This is a genomic window from Flavobacterium yafengii (assembly GCF_030010375.1).
Taxonomy (GTDB): domain Bacteria; phylum Bacteroidota; class Bacteroidia; order Flavobacteriales; family Flavobacteriaceae; genus Flavobacterium; species Flavobacterium yafengii.
Genome location: NZ_JASCRY010000001.1, coordinates 1571766 through 1593260, shown reverse-complemented (window position 1 = coordinate 1593260; position 21495 = coordinate 1571766). Strand labels below are relative to the sequence as shown.

The 21495-nt window shown below is 34.7% G+C and carries 23 protein-coding genes; 15 read left to right on the top strand and 8 right to left on the bottom strand.

What is annotated here, in order from left to right; translation table 11 throughout:
- The first annotated feature begins 118 nt into the window (after positions 1-118).
- Positions 119-811, top strand: coding sequence for an SGNH/GDSL hydrolase family protein (locus tag QLS97_RS06930; RefSeq protein ID WP_282715293.1), 693 nt, complete (start codon positions 119-121; stop codon positions 809-811).
- A gap of 26 nt (positions 812-837) precedes the next feature.
- The gene (locus QLS97_RS06925; RefSeq protein WP_282715292.1) at positions 838-1824 is read left to right on the top strand and encodes an aldo/keto reductase; all 987 of its coding nucleotides are present in this window, start codon (positions 838-840) and stop codon (positions 1822-1824) included.
- Between the two features lie 68 nt (positions 1825-1892).
- On the opposite strand, the gene QLS97_RS06920 is transcribed toward QLS97_RS06925, so the two are convergent.
- Positions 1893-2303, bottom strand: coding sequence for an OsmC family peroxiredoxin (locus QLS97_RS06920; RefSeq protein ID WP_282715290.1), 411 nt, complete (start codon positions 2301-2303; stop codon positions 1893-1895).
- A 108-nt stretch (positions 2304-2411) separates the two neighbouring features.
- On the bottom strand, positions 2412-3455 hold the full coding sequence (locus QLS97_RS06915) for a sensor histidine kinase (protein WP_282715288.1): 1044 nt from the start codon (positions 3453-3455) through the stop codon (positions 2412-2414).
- 472 nt (positions 3456-3927) lie between these two features.
- Between QLS97_RS06915 and rlmD the strand changes: the two genes are divergently transcribed.
- Genes rlmD through QLS97_RS06900 form a run of 3 tightly spaced genes read left to right on the top strand, consistent with a single transcriptional unit; the run spans position 3928 to position 6739 of the window.
- On the top strand, positions 3928-5340 hold the full coding sequence (gene rlmD, locus QLS97_RS06910; protein ID WP_282715286.1) for a 23S rRNA (uracil(1939)-C(5))-methyltransferase RlmD: 1413 nt from the start codon (positions 3928-3930) through the stop codon (positions 5338-5340).
- A gap of 57 nt (positions 5341-5397) precedes the next feature.
- Positions 5398-5934 carry a DUF6452 family protein gene (locus QLS97_RS06905; RefSeq protein WP_282715284.1) on the top strand — a complete coding sequence of 179 codons (537 nt, stop codon included), beginning with the start codon at positions 5398-5400 and terminating at the stop codon, positions 5932-5934.
- Positions 5906-6739: a DUF6048 family protein gene (locus tag QLS97_RS06900; RefSeq protein ID WP_282715283.1), complete on the top strand. Its 834-nt coding sequence runs from the start codon at positions 5906-5908 to the stop codon at positions 6737-6739. Before QLS97_RS06905 ends, QLS97_RS06900 begins: the two co-directional genes overlap by 29 nt.
- Positions 6740-6822: 83 nt before the next feature.
- Here QLS97_RS06900 and QLS97_RS06895 read toward each other — a convergent pair whose 3' ends face one another.
- Both QLS97_RS06895 and QLS97_RS06890 read right to left on the bottom strand, forming a co-directional pair.
- Positions 6823-7059, bottom strand: a complete 237-nt coding sequence (locus QLS97_RS06895; RefSeq protein WP_282715281.1) for a hypothetical protein — start codon at positions 7057-7059, stop codon at positions 6823-6825.
- 58 nt (positions 7060-7117) lie between these two features.
- Positions 7118-8293, bottom strand: coding sequence for a THUMP domain-containing class I SAM-dependent RNA methyltransferase (locus tag QLS97_RS06890; protein WP_282715279.1), 1176 nt, complete (start codon positions 8291-8293; stop codon positions 7118-7120).
- 69 nt (positions 8294-8362) lie between these two features.
- Between QLS97_RS06890 and QLS97_RS06885 the strand changes: the two genes are divergently transcribed.
- The 10 genes from QLS97_RS06885 (at position 8363) to QLS97_RS06840 (ending at position 15825) form a co-directional block, all read left to right on the top strand.
- Positions 8363-9127, top strand: a complete 765-nt coding sequence (locus QLS97_RS06885) for a class I SAM-dependent methyltransferase (RefSeq protein ID WP_282715278.1) — start codon at positions 8363-8365, stop codon at positions 9125-9127.
- A complete protein-coding gene (locus tag QLS97_RS06880) occupies positions 9127-9795 on the top strand; it encodes a ZIP family metal transporter (protein WP_282715276.1) in 669 nt (222 codons plus the stop codon). The genes QLS97_RS06885 and QLS97_RS06880 overlap by 1 nt, the downstream gene beginning before the upstream one ends.
- A 156-nt stretch (positions 9796-9951) precedes the next feature.
- On the top strand, positions 9952-10764 hold the full coding sequence (murQ, locus tag QLS97_RS06875; protein ID WP_282715274.1) for an N-acetylmuramic acid 6-phosphate etherase: 813 nt from the start codon (positions 9952-9954) through the stop codon (positions 10762-10764).
- Between the two features lie 6 nt (positions 10765-10770).
- Complete coding sequence (locus QLS97_RS06870; protein ID WP_282715272.1) at positions 10771-11073, top strand: Dabb family protein; 303 nt, start codon at positions 10771-10773, stop codon at positions 11071-11073.
- A 10-nt stretch (positions 11074-11083) separates the two neighbouring features.
- Complete coding sequence (locus QLS97_RS06865; RefSeq protein WP_282715271.1) at positions 11084-11305, top strand: DUF6095 family protein; 222 nt, start codon at positions 11084-11086, stop codon at positions 11303-11305.
- Positions 11305-11877, top strand: a complete 573-nt coding sequence (locus QLS97_RS06860) for a pentapeptide repeat-containing protein (RefSeq protein ID WP_282715270.1) — start codon at positions 11305-11307, stop codon at positions 11875-11877. Before QLS97_RS06865 ends, QLS97_RS06860 begins: the two co-directional genes overlap by 1 nt.
- A gap of 21 nt (positions 11878-11898) precedes the next feature.
- On the top strand, positions 11899-12273 hold the full coding sequence (locus QLS97_RS06855; protein ID WP_282715269.1) for a DNA topoisomerase IV: 375 nt from the start codon (positions 11899-11901) through the stop codon (positions 12271-12273).
- 42 nt (positions 12274-12315) lie between these two features.
- Positions 12316-13086 (top strand): TerC family protein, encoded by a 771-nt coding sequence (locus QLS97_RS06850; RefSeq protein ID WP_282715268.1) that lies wholly within the window; start codon positions 12316-12318, stop codon positions 13084-13086.
- Between the two features lie 160 nt (positions 13087-13246).
- Entirely contained in the window at positions 13247-15166 is a 1920-nt protein-coding gene (locus QLS97_RS06845) for a DUF294 nucleotidyltransferase-like domain-containing protein (protein ID WP_282715266.1), read from the top strand.
- Positions 15166-15825 carry a 3'-5' exonuclease gene (locus QLS97_RS06840; protein WP_282715264.1) on the top strand — a complete coding sequence of 220 codons (660 nt, stop codon included), beginning with the start codon at positions 15166-15168 and terminating at the stop codon, positions 15823-15825. The genes QLS97_RS06845 and QLS97_RS06840 overlap by 1 nt, the downstream gene beginning before the upstream one ends.
- 55 nt (positions 15826-15880) lie before the next feature.
- On the opposite strand, the gene QLS97_RS06835 is transcribed toward QLS97_RS06840, so the two are convergent.
- The 4 genes from QLS97_RS06835 to QLS97_RS06820 form a co-directional block, all read right to left on the bottom strand.
- Positions 15881-18616 (bottom strand): DNA gyrase/topoisomerase IV subunit A, encoded by a 2736-nt coding sequence (locus tag QLS97_RS06835; protein ID WP_282715262.1) that lies wholly within the window; start codon positions 18614-18616, stop codon positions 15881-15883.
- A 50-nt stretch (positions 18617-18666) separates the two neighbouring features.
- Entirely contained in the window at positions 18667-18852 is a 186-nt protein-coding gene (locus QLS97_RS06830; RefSeq protein WP_282715260.1) for a hypothetical protein, read from the bottom strand.
- A gap of 11 nt (positions 18853-18863) precedes the next feature.
- Entirely contained in the window at positions 18864-20726 is a 1863-nt protein-coding gene (locus tag QLS97_RS06825) for a DNA topoisomerase IV subunit B (protein WP_282715259.1), read from the bottom strand.
- Between the two features lie 131 nt (positions 20727-20857).
- Complete coding sequence (locus QLS97_RS06820; protein WP_282715257.1) at positions 20858-21379, bottom strand: NADPH-dependent FMN reductase; 522 nt, start codon at positions 21377-21379, stop codon at positions 20858-20860.
- Positions 21380-21495 lie beyond the last annotated feature (116 nt).

The window sequence follows — 21495 nt, the reverse complement described above, 5'->3', positions numbered from 1 at the left end:
CTTCCTTTTCTGTATCTTTCGGATATAAAAAGGAAGGTTGTTTCGATTTTAAGAAAGAACAATTTCTATTTTTAATCAAAACCTATTAACTGATTCACACTTTATAATTTGGTTACAAATGAAAAACACACCATTAATTTACTGCATTCTATTTTTATCAATCATTATGGGAGGAAAAGTACAGGCTCAAGACTGGCCAAATTTAAATAAATACCAAAATGAAAATGCAAATCTGAAACCGGTAACGCCCGGACAAAAAAGAATTGTATTTATGGGAGATTCCATAACTGAATTTTGGAGTATAACCGACCCCGAATATTTTGCCGGAAAACCATACGTTAATCGCGGTATTAGCGGTCAAACTACGCCTCAGATGCTGATACGCTTCAGAGCTGATGTTATTGCTTTAAAACCCGCTGCTGTGGTTATTTTGGCTGGAATAAATGATATTGCCGGCAATACAGGTCCTGCAACATTGGAGATGATAGCAAATAATATTTTCTCGATGGCCGAATTGGCAAAAGCAAACCAGATTAAAGTAATTCTTTGTTCTGTTTTGCCTGCTTATGATTTCTCTTGGAAACCCAATCAAAATCCTGCTGAAAAAGTAGTAGCTTTAAATGAAATGATAAAAAATTACGCTGATGCCAATAGTATTCTTTATCTTGATTACTTTTTGGCTATGGCAGATGAACGAAAAGGTTTGCCTACTTTGTATTCTAATGATGAAGTGCATCCCAATAAAAAAGGGTATCAAGTAATGGCGCCACTTGCCGAAAAAGCAATCGCCAAAGTTTTATCGAAAAAATAAATTATTACTTTAAAAAGAAACGAAAAATGAACTATCGCAGATTGGGTAAAACAGATTTTGAAATTTCAGAAATATCTCTTGGCACATGGCAGGTAGGCGGAAAATGGGGTTCTGCATTCAATGATAAAACCGCAGATGAGTTAATCAATACTGCGATTGACAACGGCGTAAATTTTATTGATACAGCCGATGTTTATGAAAACGGATTGAGTGAAACTGCGGTAGGTCGAGTGGTTCGTTCCCGTTCTGAACGAATTTATGTGGCTACAAAATGCGGTCGACACATTAATCCGCATATAAATGAAGGCTATCAGCCCAAAGTGCTGCAACAATTTGTGGAAGATAGTTTGAGAAGAACTGGATTAGAAACACTGGATTTAATACAATTGCATTGTCCTCCGACTGAAGTGTTTTACCGTCCTGAAATATTTGAAATGTTTGACCGTTTAAAAGAGCAAGGAAAAATTTTAAATCTTGGCGTTAGCGTCGAAAAAGTGGAAGAAGGACTAAAAGCTATCGAATTTCCAAATGTAACTTCGGTTCAGATTATTTTTAATCTTTTTCGTCAGCGTCCATCCGAACTATTTTTCAAAGAAGCAACAAAACATGATGTTGGTATTATTGCTAGAGTTCCTCTTGCGAGCGGGCTTCTGACAGGAAAATTCAATACTAAAACTACTTTTGACACTCAAGATCATCGCAATTTTAATAGAGATGGAGCTGCTTTTGACAAAGGCGAAACATTCTCCGGCATTAATTACGAACTGGGCTTAAAAGCCGTAGAAGAATTGAAAGCATTATTTCCAGAAACAACAAACTTAGCTCCTATTGCTTTGCAATGGATTTTAGGTTTTGATGAAGTAAGTTGCATTATTCCTGGCGCTTCTAACGAAAGTCATGTGCTGTCTAATTTATCGGTTTATGATTTACCTAAATTGACCTATGAAAAAATTGCAGCGATGAATGAAATTTATGAGCGTTATATAAAATCCGAAGTACACCAACTTTGGTAATCCATTTTAGCATAAAAAAAAGGCTCGATTTTAGTTAAATCGAGCCTTTTTTTATGTGAATCTTATTTTTATGCTAAAGTAGCCGTAGTAGAAATTGCAGCATTCAATAGTTTAGAAATAGGACAATTTTTCTCAGCCTTAGTAACTAATTGTTGAAAAACATCATCTGTTATTGCATTTACTTTTCCATTTACCGTTAAGTGTGACGTTATAATTGTTCCGTCCACCAAATCAATATCACATTTTGTTTCGATACTTTCGATTTCAAAACCAGCTTCAGTTATATAAGCCGAAAGTTGCATGGTAAAACAACCTGAGTGCGCCGCTGCAACTAATTCTTCCGGATTAGTCCCTACTCCTTCTTCAAAACGGGATTTGAACGAATATTGTGTATCTTTTAACGTGGTACTTTGTGTGGTAAGTTTCCCGGCTCCTTCTTTAAGTGAACCATTCCAAACTGCGGTTGCATTTCTTTTCATAATTATAAATTTTTATGTTTTCTCAAATTTAGTTCATTTGTAAAAAAACGCTTTCGGAAATAGGATTTTTTAACGAAAATTTAAAGTTCGTGTATTTTCTATGATGCGCTAAAAAACAATAGAAAAAGTAGCTCCTTTATTAACTCCATCACTTTCTGCTAAAATTTGACCGTCGTGTTTTTCTATTATTTTTTTACACAAATACAATCCAATTCCTGTTGAAGGCTCATTTGACGTTCCTAATTTACTCATTTTAGTAAATTTACGGAACAGTTCATGGCTTTGCTTTTGATCAAAACCCAAACCTTTGTCCGTTATTTTAAAAAACAATTTACTGCCTTGAACATAAACACGAACTTTTATTTCACTATTCGGAAACGAAAATTTTATAGCATTATCAATCAAGTTCACTAAAACTCGAATCAACAAAATTTTATCAATTTTCAAAAATGCCTCTTCAACTTCAATTGATAAATCCAATTTAATATTTTTATGAATTAACAATTGATCCAATTGCTTTGATACCACAGAAAAAATAGAAGAAAATTGAACAATCTCATTTTCGGATTTTTTTTCTATAATTTGATCTTGCTCTTTTAGTAATTTAATGAAGTTTTCAATATAATTGTATTGTTGTTCTGTCGATTGAAGTATTAATTCGGCTAATTCTGTTATGGTTTCTGAAGGTTTCTCTTCTAAAATAAGTAATGCCACCGATTTAGAATTCCCAACGAAGTTTCTTAAATCATGGGAAAGCAAATATACCAAATCTTGTTTTTCAGTAATGAACTTTTCATTTTCTTCGATTGAATCCTGAATATTACTCATTAACAAACCTGCTTCATCAGAGAAATTAGTTGGCAATGAAGGAATAGTTTTTTTGTTCCTATATTCACTCAAGGCTTTAGATGCGACTTCAATTGGCTTAATTAGTAACTTTAAAAACAGTAATGTAATACCTGTAGCGGCTAAGGTCATTATAAGTGCGAAAATCAAAATGGTATCTGTAGAAATAGTTTTACTGCCATAAAGCACAAAAAACAACAGTCCAATCAGTGGGATATGAATTCCTATAAATGCGACAAACAAAAATTTGAACGCATAGCTATTTTTAAGAAAACCTATGTGAGATAATTTTTTATATAATTGCATAGAAAATTTATTTTAGTTTTTTTAACAAAAGTCAATCATAAACAACAAAATAAGTGATTAATTTCTTATTAATACCTAAGTTTTTCTAAATAAAATGTTAAATTAAGTGCTTTACGCCGACGTATTTAAGTGTGAAAAGAGTATTTGGTTCTTAAAAGTAATCCACTATTATTCTAACTTATGATTTTCTACAAAAGTAAAACACAATTGCGCTTCGCTGAAAAACAAAATACAATTCTCGTCCACAAATCCCTGCCCCCGATTATAGCGAAAAACCCGCAGTTGCGAAAGCTTTGGAACACTTGCCGGTAAAGAGCGACCAACGGAAGCTCCTTTACGGGCGTAGTGTTGCTGCTTGCGGAATGAGGATTTACAGCGGAAAGCGGGAATGGGCTCAAATAAAAAACAGCTAAAAGTGAAAATATTTCACAATTTGAATTTATAAAACCATTCAAACACTTATTTTTGCGCTATGGCAAAGAAAAATACAGACAAAGTTGTCTTTCATCAAATAAAAGTCCTTGATGCTGGTGCAAAAGGCGTTTCGGTAGCAAAGGCTCCCGATGGAAAAGTAGTTTTTATCCCGAATGTGGTTCCGGGCGATGTGGTTGATGTGCAGACTTTCAAGAAGCGCAAGGCCTATTACGAAGGAAAAGCAGTTCATTTTCATGAATATTCAGAGCATCGTGTAGAGCCTATTTGCGAGCACTTTGGTATTTGTGGTGGTTGTAAATGGCAGAATATGAAATACAGCCAACAATTGTATTATAAGCAAAATGAGGTGAAAAATCACTTGCAACGCATCGGGAAAATAGAACTTCCAGAATTTGAACCGATTCTAGGTTCTGAAAAACAGTTTTTTTACAGAAACAAAATGGAATTTTCATTTTCGAACAGCCGTTGGTTGACCGAAAAAGAAATTGACAGCACCGAAGATTTAGGAAACAGAAATGCGCTTGGGTTTCATATTCCGAAAATGTGGGATAAAATCCTGGACATCAACAAATGTCATTTGCAGGAAGATCCATCGAATGCGATAAGAAACGAAGTGAGAGATTTTGCCAATGCACATGGTTTGACTTTCTTTAATCCAAGAGCGCATGAAGGTTTATTGAGAACTTTGATGTTAAGAACGGCTTCGACTGGTGAAATCATGGTTTTGATTCAGTTTTTTGAAAATGACAAAGCCAACAGAGAATTACTTCTGGATCATCTTTACGAGAAATTCCCTCAGATTACTTCGCTACAATATGTTATCAATAATAAAGCGAACGATACTTTATACGACACTGACATTAAATTATACAAAGGAAGAGATTACATCCTAGAAGAAATGGAAGGTTTAAAATTTAGCATTAATGCGAAATCTTTTTACCAAACCAATTCCGACCAAGCATATGAATTGTATAAAATAACACGCGATTTTGCTGGACTTACCGGAAATGAAATCGTTTATGATTTATACACAGGAACGGGAACTATTGCTCAGTTTGTTTCGAAAAAAGCAAAAAAAGTAATTGGTGTGGAAAGTGTTCCTGAGGCGATTAAAGATGCTAAATTGAATGCGGAACGCAATGAAATTACGAATTGTGAGTTCTTTGTAGGAGATATGAAAGTCGTTTTCAACGATAGTTTTATCGCCCAGCATGGTCATCCTGATGTAATTATCACGGATCCGCCAAGAGACGGAATGCACAAAGATGTAATTGAACAAATTATGAAAATTGCTCCTGAAAAAGTGGTTTATGTAAGTTGTAATTCGGCTACACAAGCGCGTGATTTAGCTTTAATGGATGAAAAATACAAAGTGACTCGTGTACGTCCTGTGGATATGTTTCCTCAAACGCATCACGTAGAGAATGTTGTACTTTTGGAAAAAAGATAATTGATTTTTGATTGCAGATTTTAATAAACTGCAATCAAAAGTTTTCATTAAAAAAATATGAAAAAAATAATTTTGTTGGTATTCACATTAGCACTATCCCTCTCCAGTTGTGAGAAAGATGACATTTGCGATGCAAATACTCCCACAACACCGCGTTTGGTAATTAGCTTTTATGATTTCTTAAATCCTTCGGTTTTAAAAAATGTAACGAATTTAAAAGTAGTTGGTGAAGGAATGACAGATGGAATTGTATTTAATGCTGCTACCGGAGATGCTAAATACCTGACAAACGGAAGTACGATTTCGATTCCGCTAAAAACAGTTGGAACCAGCACCAGCTATAGTTTTACGTTAAATTCTGGTAATACAAATCCAGCTTTGGTAAACGTAGACAATATAAAATTTGATTATACGACTCAAGAATTATTTGTGTCAAGAGCTTGTGGCTACAAAACTATATTTACATTAGACCCAATAAATCCATATACACATACCGATGCTGCTGTTGCAGATGAAAAATGGATAGAATACATCTCGGTTGAAAAAAGTAACTTAGAAAACGAAAATGAAACACACATTAAGATCTTTTTTTAGTTTTTGTCTCCTATTATCGTTGACTTTGGTACAAGCACAGGAAACTACTCCTGTCAAAAATGACCCAAAAAGCACCAAAACGGATCAGATGATTCCTGAAGCGCCATTGCCATTGGTCGAAATTAGTCCTGAAATTATAAAGAACGATTCGATTCCTGTAAAAACAGACCGATACGGGATTCGTGTAGGACTAGATTTATTCAAACTGACACGCGCTTTATATGACGAAAATTATAAAGGAATTGAGTTTGTGGGAGATTATCGATTGACGAAAAAATATTTTTTGGCTGCCGAAATTGGAAACGAAAACAAAACTACTGATGATGACCGCCTTAATTTTACTACCAAAGGTTCGTACCTAAAAGCCGGTTTTGATTATAATGCCTATGAAAACTGGCTGGATATGGAGAATATCATTTCTATAGGAATGCGATACGGTTTCAGTACTTTTAATCAGCAATTAAATAATTATAGAATTTACAATGCCAATCCTTATTTTGGTGAAGTTCCTGTAATTCCTTCTGGTAAAAAGTTTGATGGTTTATCCGCGAGCTGGATTGAAGTTGTGGCCGGAGTGAAAGCTAAAGTATTCAATAATGTATTTGTGGGTTTCAGTCTTCGATTGAACCGATTGGTAACCAACAAAGAACCTGAAAATTTCTCTAACTTATATATTCCTGGATTTAACAGAACTTACGATGGTAGTTTTGGAGTAGGATTCAACTACACCGTTACTTATTTTGTTCCTATTTATAAGAAAAAAGTAAAACCTGTTGCGGTTGCTAAAAAAGCTGAGAAAAAATAATTACGAAATACGAATAAAAAAATCGCAAAGAAAACAACAGTTCTTCTTTGCGATTTTTTTTTTGTTGTTAGAATAAACTAAAACTACCCTATTTCCTTAATTCCTTTCATGAAAATCCATTTCATGAATAATTTCTCTCCGTCTTTGGTTTTTACGGATTGGAATTTTGGTGCCAAAAGCGTTCCTATAACAAATGCCGTTAATGGAATCCAGAAACCAGTTAAATTAGTAAAATGTGCCACTACATATCGGGCAGAAATAAATAATATTGCAAAACATCCCAGTTGGTAAATAAATGCGCGTATTTGTAATTTAGTCATTTTTTTAAGTCTTAAAGTTTTAAAGTCAAAGGTCGAAAAATAAAAAATTGAATATTGCTTATTCAGCACTATCAGTTGTTACCTGAAACTTTGTTCTCTTACTTCCTTCGTACATTTCGTATTTTACCAAACGAGCTTCTAAACCAGCGTTAAAAAGCTTGATTTTTCTCGAAGGTTTAAGACCTACATATTTCAATGCTTCCAGATTTGCTGTAATCATCCAAGCATTTGTTCCCGGATAATTTTTCTTCAAAGTATCACCAATATTTTTGTAGAATTCTTCCATGTGAATATCCAAACGCTCATCATACGGCGGATTGAAAACTATGTGTAATTTCCCTTCTGAAGTTTTTTCAGTATCAAAAAAGTTCTTTTCTTCAATAGAAATATACTCGTCAAGATTGGCATTTTTGATATTGTCTTTGGCTTTCTGAACCGCACTTGGTGCTTTATCGTAGCCTTTTATGGTGTAATGAAACTCACGAACGCGTTTCAATAAACTGTCTGAAATACTATCAAACAAATCATTGTCCCAATCGTTCCATTTTTCGAAAGCAAATTCTTTACGGTTAATATTTGCGGGAATATTACAAGCAATCATGGCTGCTTCGGCTAAGAATGTTCCCGAACCACACATTGGATCCAAGAAATCCGTTTGACCGTCCCAACCGGAAAGCAATAGAATTCCTGCTGCCAACACCTCGTTTATAGGAGCAATATTGGTAGCGGTTCTATACCCACGTTGGTTCAATGCATTTCCTGAAGTATCCAGTGCAACTGAAACTTGGTCTTTATCAATATGAATGTTGATTCTTAAATCAGGATGTACTTTATCAATACTTGGTCGTTGCCCCGTTCTTTCTCTGAACTGATCGACAATCGCATCTTTACATTTTTGGGAAACAAATTCTGAGTGATTAAAATATTCCGAATGCACCGTTGTATCAATCACAAATGTCTGATTGGCACCTATCAATTTAGACCAATTCACTCCCGAAATGCCTTTGTATAAAGCCTGCTCATTATTTGCCTTGAAAAAATAAATAGGTTTCAGGATTTTCAAAGCCGTACGCAAAGACAAATTTGCTTTGTACATAAACCCTTTGTCCCCTTTAAAACTAACCATTCTCACCCCTTGCTCCACGTTTTGTGCGCCAAGGTTTTGCAATTCTTTTGCTAATATTTCTTCAAAACCAAAAAAGGTTTTGGCAACCATTTTATAATTATTTTCCATTGTAAAATCAAGTATTCGTTGCAAAAATACACTAAATTTGCATCAATCGAATTAATTGAAAAAGAATAAATGTCTGCAGCACAAAATCCACCAACTGAAAATCAACTGAAATCAACTGAAAACTGGTATACTTCTTGGTTTGACACTCCCTATTATCACATTCTTTACAAAGACCGAAATTATAGAGAAGCTCAGGTTTTTATGGATAATCTTACCCATTACCTTAATCTTCCTGAAAAGGCAAAAGTATTGGATTTAGCGTGTGGCAAAGGCCGTCATTCTATTTATTTGAATCAATTAGGTTTTACAGTTCTTGGAGCTGATTTATCTGAAAACAGCATTGCCGAAGCCACTAAAAATACGAATGAAACCCTTCATTTCAAAGTACACGATATGCGTGAACCTTTTGAAGAAAAATTCGATGCCATTTTCAATCTATTTACCAGCTTTGGTTATTTCGAAAATGACGAAGACAATCTAACTACACTAAAAGCCATCAAAGAAAGCCTTTCGGAATATGGTTTTGCCGTGATTGACTTCATGAATGTTGCCCAAGTACTCGAAACATTAGTTCCTGAAGAAACAAAAACAGTCGAAGGCATTGATTTTCATATCAAACGGTATTTAAAAGACGGGCATATTTACAAAGAAATTGACTTTGAAGACAAAGGTCAAAAATTTCATTTTACCGAAAAAGTAAAAGCCCTTACCCTAAAAGATTTCGAAGAATTAATGGAAGAAGCCGGAATTTATCTATTGGATATTTTTGGTGATTACAAATTGAAAAAATTCCATAAAACAGATAGTGAACGCCTAATCATGATTTTTAAATAATGAATTACCTTTTACCTTTACTTTCCGTAATCTTAGGATATATCGTCGCATTGATTATACGACCAAAGAACAAAACTAACCTAAAATTGCTATTGGCTTTCAGTGGCTCTTTTTTACTTTCATTAACGGTGATGCATTTATTACCGGAAATTTACGAAAGTGCAAACCCAAACATTGGACTTTTTATCATGCTGGGAATATTATTCCAAATTATATTGGAATTTTTCTCAAAAGGAGCTGAACACGGTCACGTTCACGGACATGAAATAATGACCCAAATCCCGTGGCTATTATTCATCAGTCTTTGTATACATGCGTTTTTAGAAGGATTCCCCGTAAGCCATCATCATGATTTAGCCATAGGAATTGCCATCCACCATTTGCCTATTGCCATTATTCTGACTACTTTTTTCATCAATGCAAGTCTGAATAAAAAAGCAATTTTTTTCTTTATGATTACCTTTGCCGTTATGACACCGCTGGGAACCATCTTATCTGATTATTTGCCAATATTAAACGTGTATTATACTGAAATCACAGCTATAGTAATAGGAATATTATTTCATATTTCATCTACCATTATTTTCGAAAGCAGCGAAGGACACAAGTTCAACATTGCCAAAGTTTCGATGATTGTGATAGGAATTGCCTTGGCGTATTTTATATAATTTCACAATTTGGGCGTGACCACAAGGGTCGGGCTATTCGCTGTAATCTTTTTATTTTTAAAGAAAAAATAAAAAGGATTTCCGCTATTATCCCTCACGCAAGAAAACATTGTAGTTAGGACAACTTGTAAATTGTCCCTTCAAAAAAACATAACTATGGAATTTACTAAAACCACCGAACAATCCTCAAAATACGAACATTTAGAAAAAATGTCGGTTCAAGAATTGCTTTCCAATATCAATCAAGAAGATAAAACAGTTCCGCTTGCCGTAGAAAAAGCGCTACCCCAAATAGAAAATTTAGTGACTGAAATCGTTGCCAAAATGAAACTCGGAGGTAGATTATTCTATATTGGCGCTGGAACTTCCGGACGTTTGGGAATTCTTGATGCTTCGGAATGTCCGCCAACCTTTGGCGTTCCTTTCGATTTGGTAATTGGGATAATTGCCGGAGGCGACACCGCAATCCGCAGAGCAGTAGAAAATGCCGAAGACAACGCAACACAAGCCTGGATTGACTTGAAAGCTTTTGATGTAAATGAAAATGATGTCGTGGTAGGAATAGCCGCTTCGGGAACAACACCTTATGTTATTGGAGGATTACAAACTTGCAACGAGAACAATATAACCACAGGAAGTATTTCTTGTAATGCAGGAAGTCCGCTTTCGCAAACAGCAAAATTCCCTATTGATGTAGTTGTAGGACCGGAATTTGTAACTGGAAGCTCTAGAATGAAAGCCGGAACAGCCCAGAAACTGGTACTGAATATGATTACTACCGCAACTATGATTCAACTGGGAAAAGTGAAAGGCAACAAAATGGTTGATATGCAATTGAGCAACAGCAAACTGGTCGATCGCGGTGTGAAAATGATTATGGGAGAAATTCCCGTTTCCTATGAAGAAGGTGCTGAATTATTAAAAAAACATGGAAGTGTAAGGAAAGCTGTTGATAATTTTAAAAAGTAAACAACAATGATTCACCATATCGTAATGTGGAAATTAAAAGATTTTGCAGAAGGCAAAAGCAAAGCCGAAAATGCAATTATCCTAAAAGAGAGGCTTGAAGGTTTAAAAAAGGATATTCCTGAAATAATTGAAATACGGGTAGGATTAAATATTGAAAGTGAATATTCAAACTTTGATACCGTTCTACACTCCTATTTTGATTCGTTTGAAACATTAGATAAATACCAAAATCATCCAACACATAATGTTGTTGCTGAATGGATAGGTAAAATTAGAGATTTGAGATATTGTGTGGATTATGAATTTTAATTATTAAATTATGGCAACGAACAAAGAACTATTATCTAAAGGAATTAAATATTTAGCAGGCGCTTTACCTTTGCTATTCTTGGGACCAGCCGTGATTTATAATGCCTTTATGAATAAGCAAAATGTGTGGCATTATTTGGTTTTAGCAATAGGGATAATTGCTTGTATTGCCGCAATGTTTTTGATGTATTTGGGATTAAAAATAATTATGAAAAGCTTATTTAACGACTAATGGAAAATCTAATTCACGTTCAAAAAACATTTGAAAAAATCGTTTACGTCGATAAAAAAGTAAACAACCGAGAATTTGAGGATTGCGTTTTTAAAAATTGTGATTTATCAAATAGTGACTTCTCCTATAGTAGCTTCATGGACTGCGAGTTCATTGATTGCAATTTGGCTATGACCAAATTATCAGGAACAAGCTTGAAAGGCATACAATTCAAAAACTGTAAATTACTGGGCATTCAATTTGAGGAATGCGATGATTTTTTGTTTAATGTCAATTTCCAGGAATGTGTTTTGGATTATTCCTCGTTTGCCAATAAAAAAATGCCAAAGACGAAATTCAATTCCTGTTCGCTAAGAGAGGTAAGTTTTGTTGGTACCAATCTTACGAGTTCCGTTTTTGACAACAGTAATTTAGACGGTGCTATTTTTAACAATACGCAATTAGCCGGAGCCGATTTTTCAAAAGCAACTGATTTTAAAATTGATCCCGAATTCAATCCCATGAAAAAAGCCAAGTTTTCTACACAAGGAATCATTGGGCTTCTGGACAAATACGATATCAAAATACAATAGTTAAAAAATAAATATACTGAGATGAAAAAAATATTATTACTCCTCCCACTATTGCTACTAATCTCTTGCTATGATGCGGAGCGCAATTGTAAGGATTTTAAAACTGGAAAATTCAAGTTTGAATATGAAGTTGACGGCGTAAAGAAAACGGCTATTTTTGAGCGTAATGACAGTATCGAAATAGAAACTTTTGAAGGAAAGACTGATACCGCTTCGATACGATGGGTAAACGATTGTGAATATGTATTGCTGAAATTGCATCCAAAAAATATGGCTGAGGAAAAGGCTATTGGTATGAAAATTTTGACAACCACAAAAAATTCCTATACCTTTGAATTTGGAATGGTTGGTGTGGATGAAAAACAAAGAGGAACCGTTACTAAGATTTCCGATTAAGCATATAAAATCAAAATAATTACAAATAATAACGAAACAAACATGGAAGTATTTTTAAATCCGGATGCTTGGATTGCCCTTTTAACATTGACTTTTTTGGAAATTGTATTAGGAATCGACAACATTATTTTCATATCAATTGCTACAGGAAAATTACCTCCTGAACAACGTAAGAGAGCTACAAAAATAGGAATGTTCCTTGCCATGTTCATGAGAATTGCGCTTTTGTTTGGTATCAACTTATTGATTCAAATGAAAGAACCGTGGTTTCATATAGATTTCAGTTGGTTTTCAGCAGGAATTACTGGTCAAAGTCTTATTTTACTAGGCGGAGGATTATTCTTGATTTATAAGAGTACCAATGAAATTCGTGAAAAAGTAGACGAGAAAGGTCATGAAGAAAAAGAAATAGGAAAAGCTGCCACAAAATCCTTCCAGAACGTGCTTTTTCAAATTATCATGATTGATTTAGTTTTCTCTTTCGATAGTATTCTTACCGCGGTAGGTATGACAAACGGAGTTGAAGGTGCTTTGTATATTATGATAACTGCAGTAGTTATTTCCGTATTAATTATGATGCAATTTGCTGTTCCTGTTGGAAATTTTGTCAACAAACATCCTTCTATTCAAATACTTGGATTATCTTTCTTGATATTAATTGGAATGATGCTACTTACCGAAAGTGCGCATTTATCGAATGCTTTAATCTTTGGAAATCACGTTACTCCAGTACCAAAAGGATACTTGTATTTTGCCATATCTTTCTCATTATTAGTTGAAGTGCTGAATATGAAAATGAAGAAAAATAAATAATCAAACTATTTTTTGATAAAGAAGGCTCCTTTTCGGGAGCTTTTTTTTTATTCTGAAAATATATTCCTCCTTAAATAGGGAAACGCTAAAAAGACCCAAATTTGGTCTTTTTTCTTTTTATTTTATTTTTTATAAATTACCTTAGACACAAATAAGCACCATGAAAAATACTATCTCCCATAGAGTTGCTGACTTTTTAAAAAACTTCCCTCCTTTTTCCTTTTTAAATCAAAAAGACATCGAAGTGATTTCTGAACAAATCTCCATTATTTATAGAGAAAAGGACAGTGTTATCTTTGCCGAAAACGAAGAAACACACTCTTGTTTTTATGTTGTACATAAAGGAGCAGTGGCACTTAGAACAAATCTGGAGAACGATATTTTGGATATGTGTGATGAAGGAGATATTTTTGGGTTGAGACCACTTATAGCCAATGAAAACTATAAAATGGAAGCCAGAACCCATGAAGAAAGTATTCTTTATGCGATTCCAATCGCAATTTTCAAACCTTATGCATTAGAAAACAGGGCTGTGGGAAATTTTTTAATCGAAAGCTTTGCTTCTAATACGCACAATCCTTATTCCAAAAGTCACAGCGGAAAACTATATGGCGAAACAATAGATCTGGAAGGTCTGGACACGGGTAGAAAATTATTAGACTTACAACCTGTAAAATATTCTAAAAAACTAATCACCTGTTATTCAAACACTATTGTAAAAAATATTGCGGAGACCATGACCAAAAAAAATGTGGGTGCAATTCTTGTAGTCGAAGATTCGCTCCCCATTGGCATCATTACAGATAAAGATTTAAGGAACAAAATTGTGACTGGAGAATTTCCCATCACAACAACTGCGGTAACAATAATGACAACTCCTGTTATTACGTATCCAAAGAAAATGACGGTTACTCAAGCTCAAATGGCCATGATGAAAAGCAATATCAGCCATTTATGCCTTACGAAAGATGGCACGCCAAACTCCAAAGCTGTTGGAATTCTATCCAAACATGATGTTATGGTAGAACTTGGCAATAATCCAGCAGTATTGATAAAAGCAGTAAAAAGAGCTAAAAAAGCCAAACAGATAAAACCAATACGCGCCAGTATAATGCAATTGTTGCAAGGATATTTAGACCAAAATATTCCGATGACACTGACTTCTAAAATAATTACAGAATTAAATGATGCCTGTATCAAGCAAGTTATTGAAATCGCCTTGAAGAAAATGAAAACGCCTCCTCCAGTAAAATTTGGATGGTTGGCGTTGGGAAGTCAAGGAAGAAGTGAACAGTTACTGCATACTGACCAAGACAATGCTTTAGTCTATGAGGATGTACCCGAAGAATTAAAAGAAAAGACCAAAAACTATTTTTTAGAATTCGCCACACATGTCAACAAAGGACTTTTTGAAATTGGCTATGAATACTGTCCGGCAGAAATGATGGCTTCTAACCCAAAGTGGTGCTTAAGTCTTGGCGAATGGGAAAGTCTGGTTTATCATTGGATTACGAACCCCGGGAAAAATGAAGTCTTGTTGTCCTTTATATTTTTTGATTACAGCCTGTCTTACGGAGACAGCGAACTGGTAAACAAGCTTTCTGAATTTATTTTTGAAAACATAAAAGCAAATCCTGTTTTTTATATTCACTTGGTAAGTGGCGCGCTACAAAGTCCTTCTCCAACAGGGTTCTTTAGACAATTTTTAGTAGAACAAGATGGCGCCCACAAAGATTTTTTCGATATAAAAAGACGCGCTTTAATGCCACTAACAGATGCTGCAAGGGTTTTAATTCTATCTCATTCCGTAAAATCAATCAGCAATACTCCCGAACGTTTTGAAAAATTGGCAGAATTAGAACCCAACAATAAAGAATTGTATTTAGCTTGTTCGTATTCGTATAAAGCATTATTAAAATTCAGAACAAAACAAGGACTTTTGCATAATGATTCCGGACAGTTTATTGCTCTCGAAGCGTTATCTAAATTAGAAAAAATTAAGCTAAAGCGAACATTCAAAACCATTAAGGAACTCCAAGAAGTCATTACCATCCGATTTAATCCTTCAAATATATTATGATGATAAATTTTATAGAAAAAAGTAAAACTATTTTATTTGATTTATTGGGGAAATCCGAAAAATCATCAGATGAGGAGCTATCAAACGATATTGATGCGGTACGTTTTGTTGTATTGGACACAGAAACCACCGGATTTGATTATACAACTGACAGGATACTTTGCATTGGCGCTATTGTTCTTCAAAACAATACGATTCCTATTAATGGAAGTTTTGAAGTTTTTATTCAACAAGAACATTACAATCAGGCAACTGCAAAAATTCATGGAATTCTGAAAGAATTTGTAATAGACCGCCCCACAGAATTAGAAGCCTTACAACAGTTTTTAGATTTTTTAGGAGATTCTATCATCATTGCACATCATACCATATTTGACATTACCATGATTAATAAGGCACTCGAAAGAAACGGATTGCCAGAATTAAAAAACAAGACTTTAGACACGGCTGTTTTGTATAAAAAAACGTTATTGGTTTCTAATTTATTGGAACGTAAAGAAAATTATAGTTTAGACGAGCTTGCCGATAAATTTGATATTTCAAAAAAAGACAGGCATACCGCAATGGGAGATGCTTATATTACTGCAATTGCCTTTTTGAAAATTCTAAATAAATTGAGAGAGAGAAAAGAAATTACCCTAAGACAATTGTTTAAATAAGCGTAGAAAAATTGGTGAAAACGCATAAAAAAAGCCCCTGTTCAGGAGCTTTTCATTATTCTAAAGACAAAGTAATCTGACCGTCATCTTCCAATTGAATATCAGAATCATCAGCATCTGTTTCTCCTTTTACTTCTAAATCCTCAGGAATAACCTCAACAGGAATTTCATACGGTAAAGGTTCCAGTAGGTTTACTTGTTTCAACTTATCGGTTGTCAATTGATTTCCTAAAGCCTTAAATCCTTTTACCGAAATAAATGATTCTATATCTACCGTCATTGCCTCTTTTTGAACTCCTTTTACTTTTGTGAAAATTAATTCAGCCACAGGGCGATAATCCGTTGATACAATCTCTAATTGTGAATTAGAATGTTCCGTGATAAAACTTTCTTCTTTATTCTCTGTTTCCACTAAAAAACGTTTGATGTAACAACGTTCTTTTTCTCCATCATAATAAATCGCCGAAATTGGTTTCTTAGGAATCCATTTCTCCAAAACCACCATATCTTCATCAAAATGAGTCGATAATTCTGGTGTAATTACTTTTATTTTTCCGGATTGCGATATGACCAAAATTTTATCATTAGGCCTGAACTCCCCTAATAATTCTCCTCTTGCATCAACGTTTAATCGTTGAACGGTATCGTCAAACCAAACTTTCCTAGGCAATAAAGTAGAAATTCCTTTCTCCTTCAGTTCTATTTTTTTGATTGGATACTTGGTAACCAAATTTCCTTTGGAAGCTCTTCCTTTTATAGCTAAACTGGCAAAATCAATATCGAATTTCAGTTTTTTGACACTTCCCACCTGACGCAATAATATCGTAATTACTTCTGCTTCTCCATTTGGATTACAAGAGAAATATACTACTTGAGAACCTGCAGTTTCATTGGTTAAATCGTATGCTTTATCTCTGGTAACTCCTGAAACATTGAATCGTTTGATGTAAGAAGGCCCAGATTTTCCATCACGGTAAATCATATTGTAAATGGTGCGCTTATCACTTTTGTCAAAAATAGCAATGTGAATAATATCTTTACCCACAAAGGTTTTCGCATCCACTTTGGTAATCATCATTTTTCCATCACGCAGAAAAACAATTACGTCATCAATATCAGAACAATCCGTAACGTATTCGTCTTTTTTCAGGCTCGTACCTACAAATCCTTCTTCTTTATTTACGTATAATTTAGTATTTCTTAAAACAACTTTGGTTGCTTCGATATCATCAAAAATACGAAGCTCCGTTTGACGTTCACGTCCTTTTCCGTACTTCTCTTTTAATTTGGTAAAATAGGCAATCGCAAAATCAATCAGATGTTCTAAATTGTGTTTTACTTGTTCGATATCGCCTTCCAACGATTCGATTTTGTCCTGTGCTTTGTTACTGTCAAATTTAGAAATACGCATGATTCGGATATCCAATAAACGCAGAATATCTTCCTCGGTAACGGCGCGTTTTAAGTGTTGCGTGTGTGGTTTCAAACCATCATCAACGGCCTTAATTACCGTTTCTCTAGTCGTCATTTCTTCAATGTCTCGATAGATTTTATTTTCGATAAAAATACGTTCCAAAGAAAGAAAATGCCATTGTTCCTCCAATTCGCTCAACTGAATTTCGAGTTCGCTTTTCAGCAATTGGACTGTTCTGTTCGTTGAAATTTTCAACATCGCAGAAACCCCAATAAACAACGGTTTATTATCTTCAATCACACAACCCAATGGCGCTACCGAAGTTTCACAAGCCGTGAAAGCAAACAATGCATCAATAGTTTTATCTGGAGAAACACCAGGAAAAAGGTGAATTAATATTTCGACCTCAGCAGCGGTATTGTCTTCAATTTTCTTGATTTTGATTTTCCCTTTATCATTCGCTTTCAAAATACTGTCAATCAAAGTCGTCGTATTAGTTGAAAACGGAATTTGGGTGATCACCAAGGTATTTTTGTCAAGCTGACCAATTTTGGCACGAACACGAACCCGTCCGCCACGCAATCCATCATTATAATTAGACACATCGGCAATACCTTGCGTCATAAAATCCGGATACAGTGTAAAAGGTTTCCCCTTTAATATTTTTATCGAAGAATCGATTAATTCATTAAAATTATGAGGCAACACTTTCGTGGAAAGACCTACCGCAATACCTTCGGCTCCTTGTGCCAAAAGCAACGGAAACTTCACCGGAAGATTGTTCGGTTCTGCTCTTCGTCCATCGTAAGAAATGCCCCAATCAGTGATTTTTGGACTATAAATAACCTCCAAAGCAAATTTAGACAAACGCGCTTCAATGTAACGGGAAGCCGCAGCACCATCACCTGTTAGGATATTTCCCCAGTTTCCCTGACAGTCAATCAGTAATTCTTTTTGTCCAATTTGCACCATCGCATCACCAATACTCTGATCTCCGTGAGGATGATACTGCATGGTGTGTCCTACAACATTGGCCACTTTATTGTAACGACCATCATCTAATTCTTTCAAAGAATGCATGATACGACGTTGTACCGGTTTAAAACCATCTTCAATCGCCGGAACGGCACGTTCCAAAATTACATACGAAGCATAATCCAGAAACCAGTCCTTGTACATTCCCGTAACTTTGGTAATGGTATCGTTTCCGTCTTCTTGATTATCGTAAAAATGCTGGCCTTCAAAAGATTTGGCGTTTACTTCAATAATTCCATCAGCATCATTCTCTTCTTGATTTTCATCAATAGAATGATCCTCTGAATTATTTTCTTCGTCCTGACCTTCTGGGATTGTGTTATCGTCTTCTTCGTCTTTCATTAAATGTATTCTATTGAATAGTAATCAATTCTAATTTTGTACTAAAAATGCTAAAAAGAATATTTTTCTTTACAAACATGCCCTTCCTTGGTAACCTCAATTCCATTTTTATCCAACTCTTTCTTTATAACTATCTCACATTCTTTATGATCATTACTCCTTATCATAAAAAAGGTAGCTGAAAAACTAATCACAAATAGTAAAGCGATAAAAATTAATGTTCTTTTTGTAGGCATTTTATAACTCTTTAAACTTTCTCAATTACATCTAATTCGACCTTCAAATTCTTGATGATAAATTCCTGTCTGTCTGGCGTATTTTTCCCCATATAGAAAGACAATAATTGCTCAATAGAAGTATTTTTGTCCATCATAATCGGATCTAAACGAATGGTTTCTCCAATAAAATTTTTGAACTCATCTGGAGAAATCTCTCCCAATCCCTTGAATCGGGTGATTTCTGGTTTTGGTTTTAGTTTTTCTATCGCTGCTTTACGCTCTTCATCAGAATAACAGTAAATCGTTTCTTTTTTATTTCGAACCCTGAAAAGAGGCGTTTGCAAAATGTATAAATGTCCTTCTTTGATTAACTCCGGAAAAAACTGCAAGAAAAAAGTAATCAACAATAATCGAATGTGCATTCCATCGACATCGGCATCGGTTGCAATTACAATGTTGTTGTAACGCAATTTTTCTAGTCCGTCTTCAATATCCAAAGCCGCTTGCAATAAATTGAATTCTTCATTTTCATAAACAATTTTCTTGCTCATTCCATACGAATTCAAAGGCTTACCACGCAAACTAAAAACGGCTTGTGTATTTACATCCCGTGATTTTGTAATAGATCCAGAAGCCGAATCTCCTTCAGTAATAAAAAGGGTACTTTCCAGATTTTTAGGATTTTTAGTGTCTGGAAGATGCGCACGGCAATCTCTTAATTTCTTGTTGTGCAAATTCGCTTTTTTGGCACGATCTGTTGCTAATTTTCTAATACCCGAAAGTTCTTTACGCTCCCTCTCAGCTTGAAGAATCTTTCTAAGTAAAGCATCTGCAGTGGAAGGATTCTTGTGTAAATAATTATCTAATTTGGTTTTTACAAAATCATTTACAAAAGTACGCACTGATGGCATTCCCGGTTCAGAACCCATATCAGTCGAACCTAATTTGGTTTTAGTCTGTGACTCAAAAACGGGCTCCATTACTTTGATGCTAACAGCTGTAACAATAGATTTTCGAACATCCGAAGCTTCAAAACTTTTATTATAAAACTCCCTGATAGTTTTCACAATCGCTTCCCTGTAGGCTGCTAAATGTGTCCCTCCTTGTGTGGTATTTTGTCCGTTTACAAACGAATGGTATTCTTCGCTATATTGTGTTTTGCTGTGTGTTAACGCAATCTCGATATCATCGCCTTTCAAGTGAATGATTGGATATTCCAAATCCTCGGCGTGAATCGTTTCTTCTAATAAATCCTTCAGACCATTCTCTGAAAAGTATTTTTCACCATTGAATATAATAGTCAAACCATTGTTTAAGTAACAATAGTTTTTAAGCATCTTGATTATATATTCATATCTGAATTTATAATTTTTGAAAATCGCTTCATCCGGAATAAAAGTAACTTTTGTTCCTTTTCGTTTAGTGGTATCAATTACATCTTCTTCAAGAACAAGGTTTCCAGCCGAGAATTCAGCTGCTTTTTGTTTTTCGTCACGAACAGATTCTACACGGAAATAATTAGACAAAGCATTCACGGCTTTTGTCCCTACTCCATTCAAACCAACAGATTTCTTAAATGCCAAGGAATCGTATTTCCCTCCCGTATTCATTTTAGAAACTACATCGATCACTTTCCCTAATGGAATTCCACGACCATAATCTCGAACAGTAACCGTTTTGTCTTTGATCGTTACCTCGATTGTTTTTCCGGCGCCCATCACAAATTCATCGATACAGTTATCGAGCACTTCTTTTAGAAGAATATAAATACCATCATCCGGAGAAGAACCATCACCTAATTTCCCGATATACATTCCGGGACGCATGCGAATATGTTCTTTCCAGTCGAGCGACCGAATATTATCTTCGGTATATTGATTTTGTTCGGACATTGTAAAATTTGTGGATTTGGTGCTAATGTAGTGTAATTCGATAAAATTTAAAATAGCAAGCCATCAAAGTTATCAAGAATGATATTGACATTTTCTATTGAAAGATTGAAAAATTAAAGGATTGAAAAAAATTAAAAATTCTTGATAATTTCTTTCAACTGATTATCAAATTCCGGATTGGAAATTTTACCGTTTACAATATCAAAATTAGCATCAAAACTAGGCAATGAGAACGTTGCTTTTATATTTCCTCCATAAAAAGGAAAAGCATTTTTCGCAATTCCCAAAACGCTTCCACCACCTCTCGCTCCTGGAGAAGTTGCCATCAACAGCATTGGTTTTTCCTGAAAAACCTTAGCATTTATTCTAGTGCACCAATCAAAAATATTCTTGAAAGCTGCAGAATAATTTCCGTTATTTTCAGCCATAGAAACCACCAGAATATCAGCGGTGGCAATTTTAGCCAAAAATGCTTTTGCTAATTCATGCTGACCGATTTCTTTTTCTATATCAACAGTAAAAATTGGCATTTGAAAATCATTCAAGTCCAAAACCTCCACTTCGGCATTTTCGAAAAGACTTGCTGCGTAAATTGCTAATTTTTTATTGATAGAGTTTTTACTGGGGCTTGCGCCAAAAGCGATAATTTTCATGATACTTTATTTTTACTAAAAGTAGTGAAAATTGGCTCTGATGCAAAATAATTAGCCACAGATTCACAGATTTTGAAAACGAATATAAAACTATAAAATCTGGTACTCACCAAAAT

Excerpts from the sequence above, each read along its gene's own strand:
- QLS97_RS06930 (WP_282715293.1), top strand. The coding sequence starts at position 119 with ATGAAAAACACACCATTAATTTACTGCATTCTATTTTTATCAATCATT.
- QLS97_RS06925 (WP_282715292.1), top strand. The coding sequence starts at position 838 with ATGAACTATCGCAGATTGGGTAAAACAGATTTTGAAATTTCAGAAATA.
- QLS97_RS06920 (WP_282715290.1), bottom strand. The coding sequence starts at position 2,303 with ATGAAAAGAAATGCAACCGCAGTTTGGAATGGTTCACTTAAAGAAGGA.
- QLS97_RS06915 (WP_282715288.1), bottom strand. The coding sequence starts at position 3,455 with ATGCAATTATATAAAAAATTATCTCACATAGGTTTTCTTAAAAATAGC.
- rlmD (WP_282715286.1), top strand. The coding sequence starts at position 3,928 with ATGGCAAAGAAAAATACAGACAAAGTTGTCTTTCATCAAATAAAAGTC.
- QLS97_RS06905 (WP_282715284.1), top strand. The coding sequence starts at position 5,398 with ATGAAAAAAATAATTTTGTTGGTATTCACATTAGCACTATCCCTCTCC.
- QLS97_RS06900 (WP_282715283.1), top strand. The coding sequence starts at position 5,906 with ATGAAACACACATTAAGATCTTTTTTTAGTTTTTGTCTCCTATTATCG.
- QLS97_RS06895 (WP_282715281.1), bottom strand. The coding sequence starts at position 7,059 with ATGACTAAATTACAAATACGCGCATTTATTTACCAACTGGGATGTTTT.
- QLS97_RS06890 (WP_282715279.1), bottom strand. The coding sequence starts at position 8,293 with ATGGAAAATAATTATAAAATGGTTGCCAAAACCTTTTTTGGTTTTGAA.
- QLS97_RS06885 (WP_282715278.1), top strand. The coding sequence starts at position 8,363 with ATGTCTGCAGCACAAAATCCACCAACTGAAAATCAACTGAAATCAACT.
- QLS97_RS06880 (WP_282715276.1), top strand. The coding sequence starts at position 9,127 with ATGAATTACCTTTTACCTTTACTTTCCGTAATCTTAGGATATATCGTC.
- murQ (WP_282715274.1), top strand. The coding sequence starts at position 9,952 with ATGGAATTTACTAAAACCACCGAACAATCCTCAAAATACGAACATTTA.
- QLS97_RS06870 (WP_282715272.1), top strand. The coding sequence starts at position 10,771 with ATGATTCACCATATCGTAATGTGGAAATTAAAAGATTTTGCAGAAGGC.
- QLS97_RS06865 (WP_282715271.1), top strand. The coding sequence starts at position 11,084 with ATGGCAACGAACAAAGAACTATTATCTAAAGGAATTAAATATTTAGCA.
- QLS97_RS06860 (WP_282715270.1), top strand. The coding sequence starts at position 11,305 with ATGGAAAATCTAATTCACGTTCAAAAAACATTTGAAAAAATCGTTTAC.
- QLS97_RS06855 (WP_282715269.1), top strand. The coding sequence starts at position 11,899 with ATGAAAAAAATATTATTACTCCTCCCACTATTGCTACTAATCTCTTGC.
- QLS97_RS06850 (WP_282715268.1), top strand. The coding sequence starts at position 12,316 with ATGGAAGTATTTTTAAATCCGGATGCTTGGATTGCCCTTTTAACATTG.
- QLS97_RS06845 (WP_282715266.1), top strand. The coding sequence starts at position 13,247 with ATGAAAAATACTATCTCCCATAGAGTTGCTGACTTTTTAAAAAACTTC.
- QLS97_RS06840 (WP_282715264.1), top strand. The coding sequence starts at position 15,166 with ATGATAAATTTTATAGAAAAAAGTAAAACTATTTTATTTGATTTATTG.
- QLS97_RS06835 (WP_282715262.1), bottom strand. The coding sequence starts at position 18,616 with ATGAAAGACGAAGAAGACGATAACACAATCCCAGAAGGTCAGGACGAA.
- QLS97_RS06830 (WP_282715260.1), bottom strand. The coding sequence starts at position 18,852 with ATGCCTACAAAAAGAACATTAATTTTTATCGCTTTACTATTTGTGATT.
- QLS97_RS06825 (WP_282715259.1), bottom strand. The coding sequence starts at position 20,726 with ATGTCCGAACAAAATCAATATACCGAAGATAATATTCGGTCGCTCGAC.
- QLS97_RS06820 (WP_282715257.1), bottom strand. The coding sequence starts at position 21,379 with ATGAAAATTATCGCTTTTGGCGCAAGCCCCAGTAAAAACTCTATCAAT.